The organism is Candidatus Nitrosoglobus terrae (assembly GCF_002356115.1).
Lineage (GTDB): Bacteria > Pseudomonadota > Gammaproteobacteria > Nitrosococcales > Nitrosococcaceae > Nitrosoglobus > Nitrosoglobus terrae.
In genome coordinates this window covers 206,857-223,426 of the sequence record NZ_AP014836.1, presented here as the reverse complement: position 1 = coordinate 223,426, position 16,570 = coordinate 206,857, and the positions used below count along the sequence as shown (strand labels likewise).

The window sequence follows — 16,570 nt, the reverse complement described above, 5'->3', positions numbered from 1 at the left end:
ATTATTTATTGTACTTTTAATTTTATTCCACAACTCCTATGACTACCTTCCCTCAAAGAACAGCCCATCTTCTCTCACTAGTCGGATTTTCCATTATGCTTGGGTTTACCTATATCCCATTCGCTAAAGGAACGACTAGAAGCCTAACTACAGAGCAGCCAGAAATATGGATAGAGCGAGAAAGCCGCCTTAATACTATAAAAAACACCTCGCTAGCGAACGGATCTCAGAATTATGACTACCAATTACAAGCCGCTGCTACCTTTTTACAAGATAAGCAATTACAAAAAACTCAAGAAATCCTTGAAAGTATTGCGCCTGAAAACCTAAGTCCAGCATTAACCTTGCGCTATCGACTGCTAGCGGCTCAGCTCGCATTAGCAGAACGAAATGGGAAGCAAGCGCTCATCTTAGTGAAAGATATCAAAAACCTAGATTTAAACCTAGGACAACAAACTACCCTCTACAGTATACGGGTAGAAGCCTACGAGCTTGAAGGAGATTTATTAGCCGCAATCCGCAATCGGATTCAACTAGAATCTCTCTTAGAAAATACCCAAGCTTTAGAAGAAAACCAGCGGAATCTTTGGTATAACCTCATGAGTGTATCTCCTGATACCCTTAAGGCTTGGCAGAATCAGCGAGCCCTGTCTAATTCTTTCCGTGGCTGGTTAGACCTTGCTCAGCTGTTCCAACGCTATCAGCTACAGCCATCAGACTTACAGCAAGCTATTCATGAATGGCAGGTACGTTACCCTAGTCATCCTGCCTTTTTATTATTGCTCCGTACAGGCATCTTTACCCTGCTAACAGATCCCTTCCAACCCGCAACTATTGCTTTATTGCTACCTGCAGAGAAAAAATTTACAGCTGCAGTAAAAGCAATCAGAAATGGTTTTTTTGCGGCCTATTACGGGGATAATAGTCATTGGAGGCCCACCATTCGTTACTATAGTATTAAGGTAGATCCCACAACCAATAAAAGCAATATCCGTAGTATTTACCAACGAGCACAAGAAGAAGGCGCTGAGTTTATCGTCGGACCACTTACTAAGGAATCACTCACAGATCTGGTTGAAGCCAAGGATTTACCAATACCCACCTTAGCACTTAACTACCTAGAAAATGCGTATCAGCCAGTAGAGAAACTCTACCAGTTTACCCTTTCGCCAGAAGATGAAGCTAAAGGAATGGCCGAGCGAGCATGGTACGATGGTCATAGTAACGCCTTAACGCTCGTCCCCAATAATCTATGGGGTCAACGGATGAAAAATGCGTTAACCCAGCGATGGAAGCAGCTAGGAGGTAAAACGCTAGCGCTTCAAACCTATGATCCAGAGGAAAAAGACTATTCTCTTCTAATTCAGCGCCTACTTAACCTAGATAAACGTAAATTTCAAGATTCAAAGGAATTCCATCAGCGGCTTGCAACGCTTGAACCTCCTCAACATCTAGGGGCTGATGTTATTTTCCTTGCTGCATTTCCTAAACAGGCACAGCTCTTAATCCCTCAGCTTCGTTTCTACCGAGCAGAAAATCTGCCGGTCTATAGCTCTTCCCATATCTATGACGGGTATCTTGATCCAAATCAGAATTTAGACCTAGATGGGGTAATATTCAGTGATATGCCTTGGGTTTTAAATCAAAATTCACAACGTGATCCTGGCTATCAAAGCCTAGCTGCTAGCTATCCAGAAGATTTTAAACATTTAAAACGACTCTACGCTTTAGGCTACGATTCTTATCGGGTTATTCCTTATCTAAATGCACTTCATCAGATTCAGGGCATGACTTTTGAGGGGGCCACAGGTAAGTTACGTATGGATGCTGAGCAGCGTCTGCAACGTAATCTGATTTGGGCTCGCTTTAAAGGAGGGCGATTTCAACTCTTAAACCATGAAACGAGAAACTAGCTATAATAAAGGCCGGCAAGCAGAGCATTTAGCACGGGACTATCTTCAGACCCAAGGCTTACGTTTAACTCAGTGTAATTACCGCTGTTACTTTGGTGAAATTGATTTGATCATGGAGGATTCCAAAAATCTAATTTTTGTAGAGGTACGTTATCGCCGTAACGGACGTTTTGGCCATGCGATAGAAAGCATAACCGCGACTAAGCGGTCTCGCCTAATTACAACGGCCCAACACTACCTACAACAAGCGAAAGTAGGCCAGAATAAGCCTTGCCGCTTTGATGTGGTGGGGGTTACGCTTGAGCCAGCAGGAACTTATAATATTATCTGGCTACAAGATGCGTTTCGTGCCGATTAACAACATAAAGTTAAACTAATTAATATAAAATATAATGAATTTACCTAAAGCCATCTTGTATCTGTAAATATTAGCCTATGAATCCCAAGGAACGCATTGAGCAAAACTTCTTTAACAGCGCTCAACTGAAATTATCCGCCATGAGTACGCTAGCTCCTTGTATCGAACTTGCAAGCCAGCATCTACTAGAAAGCTTTCAGCGATCTAATAAAGTGTTAAGCTGTGGTAATGGAGGTAGCGCCGCTGATGCTCAACATTTTTCCTCAGAGCTTGTTAACCGCTTTGAGCAAGAGCGCCGCAGTTTGCCTGCAATTGCCTTAACTACTGATACCTCTGCCTTAACTTCCATTGCTAACGACTATCGTTTTGAAGCTATTTTTTCCCGCCAAATTGAAGCCCTTGGTAATGCAGGTGATATCCTGCTCGCTATTAGTACCACGGGTAATTCAGCTAATATTGTCCAAGCGATTAAGACAGCCTATAGCCGTAATATGAGCATTATTGCGCTAACCGGGTATGATGGCGGTAAGATAGCACCTTTATTGACTAAACAGGACGTAGAAATACGGGTACCCGCTCATAATACTGCACGCATTCAAGAGATCCATTTATTAATTATTCATTGCTTATGCGATTTAATCGATCATCATTTATGCTCTAATTAATGACTAATTTATATACCTATCTCTGAATAACATTGACTTTGAATAACTCGCCTATCATCACTTCAGGATTTCTCACCGCACTTAGTCAAATTGTAGGTAAACAACGAGTCTATTCCGATCCAGCTGATTGCTGGGCTTATGGTTATGACAATAGCCGCCGTCACGAATTACCTGGTGGCGTAGTTTTCGCACTAAAGCATGAGGAAGTACATGATATTATTCAATTGTGTAATCAGAAGCGGGTGCCTGTTATTCCTCGGGGGCGAGGCACTGGTACTACGGGGGCTACTGTTCCAGTCAATGGCGGTCTTATCCTTTCTTTAGAACGAATGAATTCTATCCACCTTATTGATCCGGCTAACCGAGCAATGATAGTAGAACCTGGAGTCACTAACCAAGAAGTACAAATTGCTGCTGGTCAACAGGGCTTTTTTTGGCCCCCTGATCCAACGAGCGCTGCTTTCTGTACTGTCGGTGGTAATCTAGCTTATAATTCTGCGGGTCCACGGGCAGTAAAATATGGTACCCCTCGGGAAAATGTACTGGGCCTTCGAGCCATTACCGGTGCTGGAGAAGAGATCCGTTGTGGCGTTTATACCACTAAAGGAGTCGTGGGTTATGATTTTACTCGTCTTCTTATAGGCTCTGAAGGCACGTTAGCGGTTATCACTGAGGCAACGCTTAAACTGACACCCTTACCTGAAACTAAGCGTACTCTTCGTGCTGCCTACAAAGATGCAGAGAGCGCTGGACAGGCGGTGGCAGCTCTCATGAGTCAGCCGATTATCCCCTGTGCACTAGAATTTATGGATCATCAAGCCGTTAGCCTAGCTCAAGCACAAGGTGGAGTAGATTTACCTTCAGGAGTGGGGGCACTGCTCATGATTGAAGTAGATGGCCCAACGGTCGCAATGGAGGACGCTATTACTAAAATTAAAAAAGCAGCGACAAATACCGGATTATTAGAAATCACTGTGGCAGGTACCATTCAAGAAACTGAAAAACTATGGTCAGTCCGAAAAGCGCTTTCACCCGCCTTACGTACCCTAGCGCCTAAAAAAATCAATGAAGATGTGGTGGTTCCTGTTTCCCATCTAGCAACGCTTATTAGAGGATTAGAGCGCTTAGCTCAAGAGTTTGCAATTACTATTGTCAACTTTGGCCACGCAGGTAACGGGAATATCCATGTAAATTTACTGGCTAACCCTGATAACCTCGCGGAAATGAAACGTACTAAACAATGTCTAGAACGGGTATTTGATTTAGTTTTAAGTCTCAATGGCACTCTTTCTGGAGAGCATGGCGTAGGACTAGAAAAACGAGATTTTATAAACAAAGAAATTGATCCTACTACCCTAGATCTCATGAGGCGCATTAAAGATCAATTTGATCCTAATGGAATCCTTAATCCTCAAAAAATGCTGCCTTTAAAAGCATAATCTCCTATCAAAATAGCTACTACCGATGTTTCTATTCTAATACTTAACCTAATAATGAAGCTTTTACGGGTAAAGCGTTGAAAAAACTTGTTTGAATATTAGACTATAAGCTATATTAATATTATCTAATAAAGCTAATTTTAGTGAGGCAGTGAGTATTTTAGCGCTGCCTAAGATTGCAATTAAGACCAGAAAAACATATCTAGGCTATAAGATGAGTGTCTAGTTGGAGAGTTTTTTCATATTTTAATTGAAGACGATTTTATAGCTCCCCCTTGTACTATTAAGGGTCTTCATTATTTTTTGATTGGCAACTTTATTATGAAACCTAAAATATCCGCCAATCCTGCCCATATTAAATATCATCGAGCCACCTCTACCTTATCCTGTCTAGGTACTTGGACCTTATATGAGATTAGCAAGTTAGAGCAAACTTTGTTATCCCAGCTACGGTCATATCATCCTGTACGCATAGTAGATGCTAGCGGTATTAGTAGAATGGATACGGGTGGAGCTTGGTTATTTAATCGGTTAATCACAGACTTACAACGAAAAAACCAAGATATTTCCTATGAGGGACTCAAAAAAGAGCAGCAGCAACTATTACAGCTCCTTCAAAGTACTCGTACTGGCCAGAAACAACCTATAGCAAGCGTACCATCTCCTAAAGCGCTCGAAAAAATAGGCCGCTTAACTTGGGATCATATGACAGAAACCCTATCTTTATCCGCTTTTATCGGGGAAATTTTTATTTATTTTCTACGCTCCATAGCTGCCCCATCCCGAATTCGCTGGAAAACCTTTCTAAGTGATCTACAATCAGCGGGTATTAACGCGCTTCCAATTATTGGCCTTTTGATTTTTCTAGTAGGCGTTGTAGTTGCTTATCAAGGAGGAATTCAGCTTCAGGCTTACGGCGCTAATATCTTAATTGTTGAGCTTACAACTCTAAGTATAGTGCGAGAGCTAGCACCGCTAATGGCCGCTATCATTATAGCTGGAAGAACTGGCTCTGCCTTCACCGCACAGATTGGAACAATGCAAGTTACTGAAGAGATAGACGCTTTGAGAACACTGGGTATACCTCCTATAGATCAATTAGTCTTGCCCAAAATTTTTGCGCTTGTATTAACGTTACCGTTGCTTACTGTATTTGCTGATATCCTAGGGGTACTTGGCTCTATGGTAATGGCTCAAGCTCTACTAAAAGTTGAGTTTCGCGAATTTATAGGACGTATTCCAGAGGTAGTTACCCTGACTTCCTTCTTAATAGGGGTCGGTAAAGCCCCTATTTTTGCGGCTATCATCGCTACCGTAGGGTGCTATCAAGGTTTTCACGTTAGCGGAGGCGCAGAGAGTGTAGGTAAAAAAACTACCGCAAGTGTAGTACAAGCTATTTTTTTTGTGATCATCGTTGATGCCACGCTTTCTATCTTCTTCAGCTGGATAGGGATCTAAAAATGCTTAAGACATTAGAACCAATTGTCGAAATCCAAAATCTTGATACTCGTTTTGGTAGTACCTTAATCCACAAAAATATTAACTTAAAGGTCTATAAAAGTGAGATTTTTGCTATTGTGGGAGGGAGTGGCTCCGGTAAGTCTACCTTATTAAGGGAGATAGCTATGTTAATATTCCCTGCAGCAGGCTCTATCCGTATCTTTGGTGAATCTTTACAAGAGATAAATGAAGCTCAAACATCACGCCTTCGAACCCGCTTTGCCATGATGTTCCAACAAGGCGCTCTTTTTAGCTCCTTTACCGTATTACAAAACGTGACATTTCCCCTGCAAGAACATACTCAATTATCACCACAATTTATTACTGAGTTAGCGCTCCAAAAAATTGAGCTAGTGGGCTTACCTTTAGAGGCAGCCTTCAAGTACCCCCGTGAACTCTCTGGAGGAATGATTAAACGGGCAGCCGTAGCCAGAGCGTTAGCATTAGATCCGGATCTATTACTTCTGGATGAGCCCAGCTCAGGTTTAGATCCCATAAGCGCTGCTGCCCTAGATAAACTTATCCTCGATCTTAGAGGATCGCTTAATCTTACGGTAATTCTTGTTACTCACGATCTAGACTCTCTATGGCGAGTTGCTGACCGAGTAGCCTTTTTAGGAGAGAAAACACTTCTTGGCCTAGACACCGTAGCAGCATTAGCGCATTCGGATAATCCTTTAATTAAAGCTTATTTTGGAGGACCTCGTGGTCATCTAGCTGAGGAGAGTATATGGGCGCAAAAGTAAATTACGCAGTAGTTGGCCTTTTTGTAGTTCTGCTAACTGCCGTTCTGATCGCCATAATTTTTTGGCTCAGCGCTTATCCATCCACTCAATCTCATAAGATTTACCTAGCTTATATGAAGGAATCAGTAGCTGGTCTTGCGAAAAATGCAGATGTCAAATATCGAGGAGTCAATATAGGTAAGGTTCAAGTTATAGAATTAGATAAAGAAAATCCTGAAAGGGTTCGCCTGACCTTAGGTATTGACAGTGATACCCCTATTAAAGAGGATACTATTGCTATTCTGGCCTCCAATGGGTTAACAGGCATTACCTATGTTGAGCTCACCGGAGGAACCAATGATTCCCCTGATCTTAAGGCGACAAAAGATCAACCCTACCCTGTCATTAACACGGGGCCTTCTCTTCTAGTACGCCTAGATTCTGCGCTTACTGAGTTATTGACCGAATTAACAGGCGTCGCTAAAAATCTTGATCATATTGCCCAAAGCGTAGACGTGGGTCTCCTCGAAAAAAATCAACAAGCAATTACTGAAACTTTAGAAAACACAAAAAAATTTAGTAAATCTATCAATAACTTAACTAATATAGAAAATCAAAATGCGATAAACGAGGCGCTTCGTAACACTCAAAGATTCACAAATCAGTTAGAGGCTGGAGCTAAACAGATCCCTACTATAGTCAGCCGCGTAAACAAAACAACCGAAGGAGCGGATGCCCTATTACAAGAGGCACAGAAAGAGTTCCGGCTCTTTAGCCAAGTCACTTTACCTCGTGTTAATCAATTACTTAGTAGCTTTAACCAAGTCACCCAAAATCTAGAACATTTTAGCAAACAGGTGGATAACAACCCCCGCGTTCTATTATTTGGAGCTACCCCAGCTGAACATGGACCGGGAGAATAACCTATGTATTTTCTATCAAAACTAAAAACCACATACTTTAACAGTGTATCTTATCAGCCTACACTCTTAGCAGTAACATTTTCAATCCTTATGCTTTCCAGCTGCGGATTCTTGTCATCACAGCCTACTCCTGCCCATACTTATCGTTTTTCAGTTCCCCAGATACCTACTCAGGCAGATTCGCCTTATACCAAATTAGCTTTATTGGTTTCAAGACCTCAAGTAGGAGCTGGCTATAACACTCAGCAGATAGCCTATACCCGCAAACCTTATGAGCTAAGCTATTTTAGCCATAATGAATGGGTGGATACTCCAGGACGGATGCTAGAATCTATTCTTGTCAGTGCTTTAGAAGCAAGTAAAGGCTTTCAAAACGTTATTCCTAGTTACGCACTAATACCCGCTGATCTAAGGTTAGATACGGAGATTGTTACTTTACTACAGGACTATTCAGTAAAACCGAATCAAAGTCGAGTTGTTTTGCACGCCCGACTTATTGAGCTTACTAAGAGTCAGGAAATTGCTAGCCAGACATTTGAAGCTCATCAACCTATGACTGAAGATAATCCTTATAGCGGAGTAATTGCCTTAAACCAAGCTTTAGGACAAGTCATTGAAGAGTTAGTCAGTTTTTGTACTCAGGCTAGCGCAAATGCAGATGCACTTAACTCATCTACCACCGATATGGATTAGGGACTTTTAATATCAGCCACAGCGTTATTAGCTATTTTCGCCAATACGCTGTGGGGAATACCGTAGCTAAAATAAACTAATAACCCAATTCCCATCCAGATTAGAAAACGCCAAATACTCACTATAGGTAAGCCCCCCAACAATATAAATCGGTTATCTGCAATCCATGGCCAGCCAATGATTAAAAAACAACGAAAACAATACACCCGTAGGAGCTACAAACCATAGTAGCGGTAAACGGAAGCTACGGGATAGATTTGGCTGGCGTAGTCGCAGAAACATTACCGCTATACAAATAATGATAAAAGCACTTAAAGTACCAATATTAACCAGCTCTGCTATCTCCTCAAGAGATAGTAAACCCGTAATAATTGCGATAAATCCGCCAAGCATTAAGGTCGGTCGATAAGGTGTATTATAACGAGGATGCACATAGGAAAACCATTTTGGCAGTAAACCATCCCGTGAGAGTGCAAGCCAGATACGAGCAGCCCCTAGCAAGAATGCATACAATACACTCGTAATACCAGCAATCGCAGTAATATTAATAACACTTCGTACCCAATCAAGATCTAATGCTTTGAATGCCGCATCTACTGGCGCATCGCTCTCCAACTGTAAATAAGGCACTATACCCGTTAATATCAGTGAAACTACAAGATAAAGCACTATTGATATCACTAGTAACAATAATACGGCCCGAGGAAGATCCCACTGAGGATATTTTGACTCCTCTGCCGCTGTGGTCAACGCATCATAGCCAAAACAGACAAAAAAACGATGCTTGATGCGGTCAATACCCCCACTCAACCAAAGTGGATGATACCTTCCGCATCTTTTTCTGTTAAGGGGATAAATAGCTGCCGTCAGGGTTAATATGAAACGCACCCACAATAATCACTAGCACAATGCCTACTATCTTGATTACTACAATCCTAGTATTAACCCAAGCACCCCATACTGTTTTCATCGTCAATATCCAAGTCATTACTAAAGTGATCAGTGAAGCTGCTAAATTAAACCGCTTACCACTATCAGGCTGCGTCGAATCCCATGCCCTTTGAAGCCATATTGGTAATTGTAAACCAGTGAGCTGTGTCATCAGCGCCTGTACATATCCAGACCAACCAATAGCTACCATCAGCGCATACTCTAGTATTAGATCCCAGCCAATAATCCACGCTGCTAGCTCACCAAGCGTCGCGTAGCTATAGGTATAAGCACTTCCGGCTACCGGAAATCATGCCAGAAAATTCAGCATAAGCCAGTGGCTGCACAGGCGCTACCAATACCAGCAATGACAAAGCTAAGTACTACCGCCGGCCCAGCATTAATAGCCGTAAGCTGCCACAGACCAAGTACTCGATGAAAACCACAACTTACATTAGCCTTAGCCTCTAAATTGTAGTTGCTTAATTGATTTACAACGTATTATAAGGAGTAAATAGATTCATACTTCACAGACTGTACTGCTTAACTTGTTACTAGAAAATCCAAATAAAGAGAAAAATTATCTTTGAACAGGTAGAGATTCAGGGAGTAGTATCTCCAACAACATCTGCCCCTTCTGGTGGGGTAAAAATAAACAAGGAGGGATCGAAGGATAAATCAACTTTAATCTTAGAAAAAGAAAGCCGAGTAGTTTGTCCAAAGCTATCATGTAATTCCATTTGGCTTAAATTACCATTACCAAAGCCTAACAATAGTCGATCAAAAGAAGCATCTTTATCAAGAGGTAATAACTCTACCCACACTAGATTATCGCGAGGAGGAAGATCATTAATTTTAAAATCCTCCTTAGGTAACCGTTCACCAGAGAGTAATAAAGCAGGTGTGCTTCCTAGCGCTAAACTTTGTTTTTTAACTGTTACCTGCTCTAAATCTGGGTCATAAAACCAGATACGACTACCATCAGCCACAATCGTCTGTGAGAAAGGTTCTTGGTAATCCCAGCGAAATTTCCCTGGACGCTGAAGAGAAAAAACCCCTTTACTTTCCTCTAAAGAATTACCGCTTTCATTTAGCAAAACTTGATGAAACTCGGCTTGAAAACTACTGGCTCTTTTCAAGAAAGATTCTAAAGCTGCTCCAGATTCACTTGCCTCAGAAATAAGCATTATACCGCTTAAGGCAATAATCCAAACCGCCTTCTGAAGCCATTGTAGCAGTATCCAATTAGTATTTTTTTTTATTCGCATTTTAATTACTCTGGTGGAGGAGAAGCTAAAACTTCACGACTCCCGTTAGCCTGCATCGGACCTACTACCCCAGTACTCTCCATAGCTTCGACTATTCGAGCAGCTCGATTATAGCCAATTCGTAGTCGTCTCTGAACTCCAGAAACTGAAGCTCGCTGGGTTTCAGTAACTATCCGTACCGCCTGATCATAGAGAGGATCATCCTCAGCCTCGCCACTATGAGTAGTAGCTAGATTAACTCCATCTCCAAGATCGCCTGCTCCTCGGGTAATTTCTTCCAAATACACAGGTACACCTTGCCGCTTTAGGAACCCCACTACATTATGGACTTCATGATCATCTACAAATGCACCATGCACTCGCTCTGGCATCGATGTGCCAGGAGCTAAGTAAAGCATATCTCCTTGGCCTAAAAGCTGCTCTGCACCCATTTGATCTAAAATGGTTCTAGAATCAATTCGTGATGAAACTTGAAAGGCTATTCGCGCTGGAATATTAGCTTTAATAAGCCCTGTAATAACATCAACCGATGGCCGCTGAGTAGCCAAAATTAAATGAATACCAGAAGCTCGTGCTTTTTGCGCTAATCGAGCAATCAGCTCCTCTACTTTCTTACCCACAACCATCATCATATCGGCTAGCTCATCTATCACCACAACAATAAGAGGTAGGGGATCAAGCAATGAAGGCTTTCCATCTGCGTGAACGGAATATAATGGATCAGTTAAGGGTTGATTAGCTCTAATAGCCTCCTTTACCTTATGATTAAACCCAACTAGATTACGAACCCCCAATGCCGCCATGAGTCGATAACGGCGCTCCATCTCAGCAACACACCAGCGCAAAGCATGCCCTGCTTCATTCATATCAATAACTACAGGTGCTAGCAGATGGGGTATACCCTCATAAACTGATAACTCTAGCATTTTAGGGTCAATAAGGATTAAGCGCACCATTTGAGGAGTCGTCTTATATAAAAGGCTCAAAACCATGGCATGAATTGCCACCGATTTACCTGAGCCGGTAGTGCCAGCTACCAGTAAGTGAGGCATCTTAGCAAGATCAACCATCACGGGATAACCACTGATATCCTTACCTAAAGCCAGCGCCAAAGATAGTTTATCTCCCGTATAATCCGGGCAAGATAAAACTTCAGAGAGACGAACAATATCTCTGTTTTCATTCGGAATTTCCAGCCCAATCACCGGTTTCCCTGGAATAACCTCAACCACCCTGACGCTCAAAACTGATAATGCTCGCGCTAAATCTTTTGCTAACCCAGAAATACGGCTTACCTTAACGCCAGGGGCTAGTTGCAGTTCAAAACGAGTAATCACCGGCCCTGGATGAACCGCTACCACTTGTACCTCAACACCAAAGTCCTTTAATTTCTCCTCTACTTGGCGAGACAACGCTTCAAGAAATTCTTCTGAATATCCACCTTGAGAAGGACAAGGTTTATCTAAAAGCGATAACGGCGGGAGCATATTTCTTTCTGGGGACAAAAATACAACTGACCTCTGGCTTTCTTGCAAGTGTATTGGTGATGATGGTCTAGCTCTTACTGCGTGGATTTCTTCCCCTACTATATGTATTTTCGCTGTCGCATTTATCCTTGTCTCCAAGTTTTTTTCCGCCACTGGGCTTTCCCTCTCAAGGGCACTTAATTCCATCTCTAGTTTTTTTTCTATTATTGATTCCTTATCTATCGATATTTGCGATTTTGCTTCTATGGCTTCTAAGCTTTCTTTCACTTCTATTGAATTGGAGTCTTCTATAGAAGCAGCATTTGACTCCATTCCCCCAGTCATCCCTTCATCCACCAAGATAGGATCAATACGTACCTTATGCTCCCGTTTTTCGATATCAGCCGTGCTTTTATTTATTTTTAGAAGCTTTGCTGCGCGAGAATAGAAACTATGATGGGTAGGTGAATTGCGAACTGGTTTTCCAAAACTCATAATAGTTTGGAACAAATCTAAAGTGTAATAGCCAATTACATCCATTAACCTTAGCCAAGACATCCTAGTAAATAAGGTTATACCCGTAATGAAAAAAGCTAATAACAGTAAAGTTGCTCCTAAAGGACCAAATATACTCCACAAGCCGTTCTTGATGATTTCACCGAAAACGCCTCCCTCTGCTACCGGCAGGGTTCCAGCAGGTACTGGGAAGTAAAAAGCAGCAAGTCCGCAAGCTGCTCCTAAAGCTAAAACAAACCCGACGATTTTAAATACCCAAGGTAACTGGATAAGATAATTACTCTGAGGTCCAAGTCTAATACTGCTGCGAGCTAAAAATCCACTATAAGCCACCATAATTGGTAGTAGATAAGCCGATCGACCTAATAAATAAAGCATAAGATCGGCAAGCCAAGCCCCAACTCTTCCTCCTTTATTATGTATAATTTCAGTATTACTCGTATGGGACCAACCGGGATCAATAGGCGTATAGCTCAATAAAGACAGTAGCAGGTAAGCTGTTAGGGCTAAGCATACAATAAATGCTCCCTCTCTAAGCCGATGACTAATATGAATACTAACAGGAGTGCGCTTTAAGCGTTTAGTAATAATTGAAGCTTGGGCCATAATATTCACTTCTAAACAACTAAGGATTTATTAGCTCTACGGAGCACTTTTGCATCCTTGCCAATGCCAATAGTGTTGAAGATTTTAGCAAATCAGTATCATAGATATTTTATTTTTATAGCATTTGAAACAATAAATTTTACTTAATTAAAAGCTCTTCTTAAATATATTCCAACTCTAAGCTACGTTAATTTTGGCTCAAATTCTAGATAGGGAAAAGAAAATAGTAAATGTTCAAAGTGCCAAGATTTTAATCTTAAATAATCCACAATCTCTTAACCTCAACCACCTGCTCTATTGGCATTATAAAATTTTTCTCACTACCCTATGCTATATTGGTTTTAAATCACTTTAGATGCTTAAAACATTTCCTAGGGGAATACCCCTACGCCATCTTCTTTACGTTCTTAACTACTACACGTAACATTTTATTAAATAAATTTTTACTGAGCCTTATGGGAGTGATGCTCTATGCTTAAAAATAAACACTGTCGCCTTCTTATCCTAGGCTCAGGCCCTGCAGGTTATACTGCTGCAGTCTATGCTGCCCGCGCTGCCCTTGATCCAGTACTTATCACAGGGCTAGAACAAGGGGGCCAATTAACAACTACTACCGATGTGGATAATTGGCCTGGAGATGATCAAGGTGTCCAAGGGCCTGACTTAATGGAGCGGATGCGCAAGCACGCAGAGCGCTTTGGAGCTGAAATTATCCTTGATCAAATTACCGAAGTCGATTTCTCTCAACGCCCCTTTCGCTTAAAAGGGGATAATGGATCTTACACTACAGATAGTTTAATCATTGCTACGGGTGCCTCAGCCAAATATCTGGGTATACCTTCAGAAGAAGCCTACATGGGACGCGGCGTTTCCGCGTGCGCTACCTGTGATGGTTTTTTCTATCGGGGTAAACCCGTTGCCGTCATTGGTGGTGGAAATACCGCAGTTGAAGAAGCACTCTATCTCTCTAATATTACTGATCATGTTACCGTCATTCATCGTCGAAATAAATTTCGAGCAGAAAAGATTCTTATTAATCGGTTACTCCAAAAAGCTAACGAGGGTAAGATTACTATCAAATGGAATTATATTCTAGATGAAGTGATTGGAGACGATGCAGGGGTAACGGGTATTCGTATCAAAGAAACCCATACTCATCAGCCTCTAGAAATTCCTGTACATGGATTATTTATTGCTATCGGCCATAAGCCAAATACCGATATATTTACTGGACAAATAAAAATGGAACAAGGCTATATTCAGGTACGAGGCGGCATCAAAGGGTTTGCTACTCAGACCAACATCCCCGGGATCTTTGCAGCAGGGGATGTTATTGATCCTACCTATCGACAAGCCGTAACTTCTGCTGGTACTGGCTGTATGGCTGCACTAGATGCAGAAAAATATCTAGAAGGTTTATTAGGAGAAAACTCCAGCGCCTGAATTTAATAGTGCGCATGGTACCTCCGACCAAACGTCATTGATTGAAAATACTCCTATAGAATACCCCATATACACAGGATCGCGCTCACCCTTTGAGCTAACTCATAATAATCCTGATTGCCCAGAACAATACAGCTAGCGGTACAGCGCGGGAATCAACCCCCGCGATATCCTCGGGCGAAGTGCTACCAGCAAGCAGATTCCTAGTTGATACCGCCTTCGACAAGCGGGATGGCGGTCAGCCGCAGCAATTTGTTAGGGCACAATGCCAATCTCATCGCACATCCGCTTATATTCTGCTTTGATCATAGCATCCGTAATCCCGCTCGCAATACTTAGCTACTTGAATAAGACGGTTAGCAGCGCCTCCGCTTCATCGAAAAGGCGCTGATCGACTTGGAGTTCTTTAATCATCTGTTCTCTGCCGCTCCGTGTAAGGAAAGAAATGGCTTTCTCACGAAAGTAACCGTGGGGCAAATTATTCCTATGTTTTAACGCTGTCGCGAGGGTTGATCAAATTCAGTAGTGATCTGCCCCTGCGCCTCCAAACGAAGCTGATTACACAAGATACCGAACGTTTCATGAAACCGCCCTTCCATGAATTCGTCAATATCTTGGCGGGTCAAAGCATTTTTCTGGGACGAACGCAGCGCGACTAAAACAGTAACGATAGCGTATTCAAGAATCTGCGATAGATACATTACGAGGCCGTAATGGGCATAAACATCGCGTATTTGCTCCTCGTCGTAGTCCATGCTTAGACCCTAGCTATATTTAAATGTCAAAGATACTTTGAACACACAAGCGTAAGATCGCATTTAAGTGGCCTCATCATAAGCGCGAAGATAGGCAATGCGTACTGGTGCTGGAGGATGGGAGTCATAAACAGCTGAATGAATGGGATCTGGCGTTAGCGTACTGGCATTTTCCTTATAGAGCTTTACCAATGCTTGGGCTAAAGCTTGGCTACTCACCATCTTAGCGGCAAATTCATCGGCTTCAAATTCATAACGACGTGAAATATAAGCTAGTACTGGATGGAGAAAAAAGGTCAATATCGGAGAAATAAGCATAAATAATACTAAAGCCATATAATTAGAAGGTTGCTCTACCCCCAAACTTTGATAAAACACGGGTTGAGCGCTGAGCCATCCAAGCAAAGCCAATCCTCCTAAGCTAAGTAAGGCCATAGTCGCTAGGTTTTTAAAAATATGATGACGCTTAAAATGCCCCAACTCATGGGCTAGCACAGCTTCAATTTGATCAAAATTTAGGGATTCAAGCAGTGTATCAAAAAAAACGATCCGCTTATTACTCCCTAATCCAGTAAAATAAGCATTTCCATGTCCAGAACGGCGTGAGCCATCCATTACAAAAATGCCTTGGCTTTTAAAGCCACAGCGAACCAATAAATTCTCAACACGCTGCCTAAGATCTTCATCTGCCAATGGGGTAAATCTATTAAAAAGAGGCGCTATAAAAGCCGGATAAGCCCACATCATCAACATGGAAAAACTCAGCCATGCTAGCCACAATGATAACCACCAATGGATCCCCGCATGTTCCATAAGCCAAAGAGCACCAGCCCCTATGGGGATGCCTAAAATTAATAGCAGTCCCCATTGCTTAATCGCATCTTGTAAAAACAACCGGACGGTAGTGCGATTAAAGCCAAATGCTTGCTCCAAAACAAAGACTCGGTATCCTTTCATGGGTAAATCAATCAAAGCTCCAATGAATATAAAGCTGATAATAACCCCTACTCCTGTTTGGAGATCACTCCAACCTAATCCACGCCAGAAATTATCAAGTAATACTAAACCACCTCCCAGAGTCCAGAGTAATAAAATAAAGATATCTAAAATCCCGCTCACAACACCAAGCTTAAGTTTGGCCATTGTATAATCAGCTGCTTTCTGGTGTTCAACAAGTAGTATATGCTCTTGAAAAGGTTGAGGTACCTGATCCCGGTGCAGTAATACGTGATGAAATTGACGGCGAGCTAACCACACTTCTAACCCCAACATAATACTTAAAAGAATTAAAAACAAAGCGCTATAAATTGTCATAATCTAAACCTATGCAAAAGAATAGTCTCTGATAGAATACAGTAGAACTAATCATT

16 protein-coding genes and 1 pseudogene are annotated in these 16,570 nt (G+C 41.9%); 9 read left to right on the top strand and 8 right to left on the bottom strand.

Features of this window, described 5'->3' with window-relative positions; genetic code table 11:
- Positions 1-38 precede the first annotated feature (38 nt).
- The 8 genes from TAO_RS01095 (at position 39) to TAO_RS01060 (ending at position 8,216) form a co-directional block, all read left to right on the top strand.
- The gene (locus TAO_RS01095; RefSeq protein ID WP_096526232.1) at positions 39-1,913 is read left to right on the top strand and encodes a penicillin-binding protein activator; all 1,875 of its coding nucleotides are present in this window, start codon (positions 39-41) and stop codon (positions 1,911-1,913) included.
- A complete protein-coding gene (locus tag TAO_RS01090) occupies positions 1,897-2,271 on the top strand; it encodes a YraN family protein (RefSeq protein ID WP_096526231.1) in 375 nt (124 codons plus the stop codon). The genes TAO_RS01095 and TAO_RS01090 overlap by 17 nt, the downstream gene beginning before the upstream one ends.
- A gap of 77 nt (positions 2,272-2,348) precedes the next feature.
- Entirely contained in the window at positions 2,349-2,936 is a 588-nt protein-coding gene (locus tag TAO_RS01085) for a phosphoheptose isomerase (RefSeq protein WP_096526230.1), read from the top strand.
- Between the two features lie 38 nt (positions 2,937-2,974).
- Positions 2,975-4,375 carry an FAD-binding oxidoreductase gene (locus TAO_RS01080; RefSeq protein ID WP_096526229.1) on the top strand — a complete coding sequence of 467 codons (1,401 nt, stop codon included), beginning with the start codon at positions 2,975-2,977 and terminating at the stop codon, positions 4,373-4,375.
- A 321-nt stretch (positions 4,376-4,696) separates the two neighbouring features.
- Positions 4,697-5,833, top strand: coding sequence for an ABC transporter permease (locus TAO_RS01075; RefSeq protein WP_231910529.1), 1,137 nt, complete (start codon positions 4,697-4,699; stop codon positions 5,831-5,833).
- Between the two features lie 2 nt (positions 5,834-5,835).
- A complete protein-coding gene (locus tag TAO_RS01070) occupies positions 5,836-6,621 on the top strand; it encodes an ABC transporter ATP-binding protein (RefSeq protein WP_096526228.1) in 786 nt (261 codons plus the stop codon).
- Entirely contained in the window at positions 6,606-7,523 is a 918-nt protein-coding gene (locus TAO_RS01065; RefSeq protein WP_096526227.1) for an MlaD family protein, read from the top strand. Before TAO_RS01070 ends, TAO_RS01065 begins: the two co-directional genes overlap by 16 nt.
- A 111-nt stretch (positions 7,524-7,634) precedes the next feature.
- Complete coding sequence (locus TAO_RS01060; protein ID WP_172419030.1) at positions 7,635-8,216, top strand: ABC-type transport auxiliary lipoprotein family protein; 582 nt, start codon at positions 7,635-7,637, stop codon at positions 8,214-8,216.
- On the opposite strand, the gene TAO_RS10135 is transcribed toward TAO_RS01060, so the two are convergent.
- The 5 genes and pseudogenes from TAO_RS10135 to TAO_RS01045 form a co-directional block, all read right to left on the bottom strand.
- A complete protein-coding gene (locus tag TAO_RS10135) occupies positions 8,213-8,422 on the bottom strand; it encodes an amino acid permease C-terminal domain-containing protein (RefSeq protein WP_408607615.1) in 210 nt (69 codons plus the stop codon). The genes TAO_RS01060 and TAO_RS10135 overlap by 4 nt on opposite strands.
- Complete coding sequence (locus tag TAO_RS10040; RefSeq protein WP_197702492.1) at positions 8,370-9,026, bottom strand: amino acid permease; 657 nt, start codon at positions 9,024-9,026, stop codon at positions 8,370-8,372. Before TAO_RS10040 ends, TAO_RS10135 begins: the two co-directional genes overlap by 53 nt.
- A 34-nt stretch (positions 9,027-9,060) precedes the next feature.
- Positions 9,061-9,444 (bottom strand): annotated as a pseudogene (locus TAO_RS10035) (amino acid permease); the annotation flags it as partial.
- A gap of 304 nt (positions 9,445-9,748) precedes the next feature.
- Positions 9,749-10,414, bottom strand: coding sequence for an outer membrane lipoprotein chaperone LolA (lolA, locus tag TAO_RS01050; protein ID WP_096526225.1), 666 nt, complete (start codon positions 10,412-10,414; stop codon positions 9,749-9,751).
- Positions 10,415-10,419: 5 nt separating this feature from the next.
- A complete protein-coding gene (locus TAO_RS01045; RefSeq protein ID WP_096526224.1) occupies positions 10,420-13,002 on the bottom strand; it encodes a DNA translocase FtsK in 2,583 nt (860 codons plus the stop codon).
- Between the two features lie 471 nt (positions 13,003-13,473).
- On the opposite strand from TAO_RS01045, the gene trxB reads away from it, so the two are divergent.
- Entirely contained in the window at positions 13,474-14,445 is a 972-nt protein-coding gene (trxB, locus tag TAO_RS01040) for a thioredoxin-disulfide reductase (protein WP_096526223.1), read from the top strand.
- A gap of 339 nt (positions 14,446-14,784) precedes the next feature.
- Here trxB and TAO_RS09600 read toward each other — a convergent pair whose 3' ends face one another.
- From TAO_RS09600 to TAO_RS01030, 3 genes are all read right to left on the bottom strand, one after another.
- On the bottom strand, positions 14,785-14,922 hold the full coding sequence (locus tag TAO_RS09600; RefSeq protein ID WP_172419029.1) for a hypothetical protein: 138 nt from the start codon (positions 14,920-14,922) through the stop codon (positions 14,785-14,787).
- Positions 14,923-14,936: 14 nt separating this feature from the next.
- Positions 14,937-15,200, bottom strand: a complete 264-nt coding sequence (locus tag TAO_RS01035) for a hypothetical protein (RefSeq protein WP_096526222.1) — start codon at positions 15,198-15,200, stop codon at positions 14,937-14,939.
- 63 nt (positions 15,201-15,263) lie between these two features.
- Positions 15,264-16,514 (bottom strand): M48 family metallopeptidase, encoded by a 1,251-nt coding sequence (locus TAO_RS01030; RefSeq protein ID WP_096526221.1) that lies wholly within the window; start codon positions 16,512-16,514, stop codon positions 15,264-15,266.
- Positions 16,515-16,570: the final 56 nt, after the last annotated feature.

Bases quoted from the DNA above. Each gene is read 5' to 3' on its own strand.
- TAO_RS01075 (WP_231910529.1), top strand. From the start codon at position 4,697: ATGAAACCTAAAATATCCGCCAATCCTGCCCATATTAAATATCATCGA.
- lolA (WP_096526225.1), bottom strand. From the start codon at position 10,414: ATGCGAATAAAAAAAAATACTAATTGGATACTGCTACAATGGCTTCAG.
- TAO_RS01095 (WP_096526232.1), top strand. From the start codon at position 39: ATGACTACCTTCCCTCAAAGAACAGCCCATCTTCTCTCACTAGTCGGA.
- TAO_RS01035 (WP_096526222.1), bottom strand. From the start codon at position 15,200: ATGGACTACGACGAGGAGCAAATACGCGATGTTTATGCCCATTACGGC.
- TAO_RS01045 (WP_096526224.1), bottom strand. From the start codon at position 13,002: ATGGCCCAAGCTTCAATTATTACTAAACGCTTAAAGCGCACTCCTGTT.
- trxB (WP_096526223.1), top strand. From the start codon at position 13,474: ATGCTTAAAAATAAACACTGTCGCCTTCTTATCCTAGGCTCAGGCCCT.
- TAO_RS01070 (WP_096526228.1), top strand. From the start codon at position 5,836: ATGCTTAAGACATTAGAACCAATTGTCGAAATCCAAAATCTTGATACT.
- TAO_RS01085 (WP_096526230.1), top strand. From the start codon at position 2,349: ATGAATCCCAAGGAACGCATTGAGCAAAACTTCTTTAACAGCGCTCAA.
- TAO_RS01090 (WP_096526231.1), top strand. From the start codon at position 1,897: ATGAAACGAGAAACTAGCTATAATAAAGGCCGGCAAGCAGAGCATTTA.
- TAO_RS01030 (WP_096526221.1), bottom strand. From the start codon at position 16,514: ATGACAATTTATAGCGCTTTGTTTTTAATTCTTTTAAGTATTATGTTG.
- TAO_RS01065 (WP_096526227.1), top strand. From the start codon at position 6,606: ATGGGCGCAAAAGTAAATTACGCAGTAGTTGGCCTTTTTGTAGTTCTG.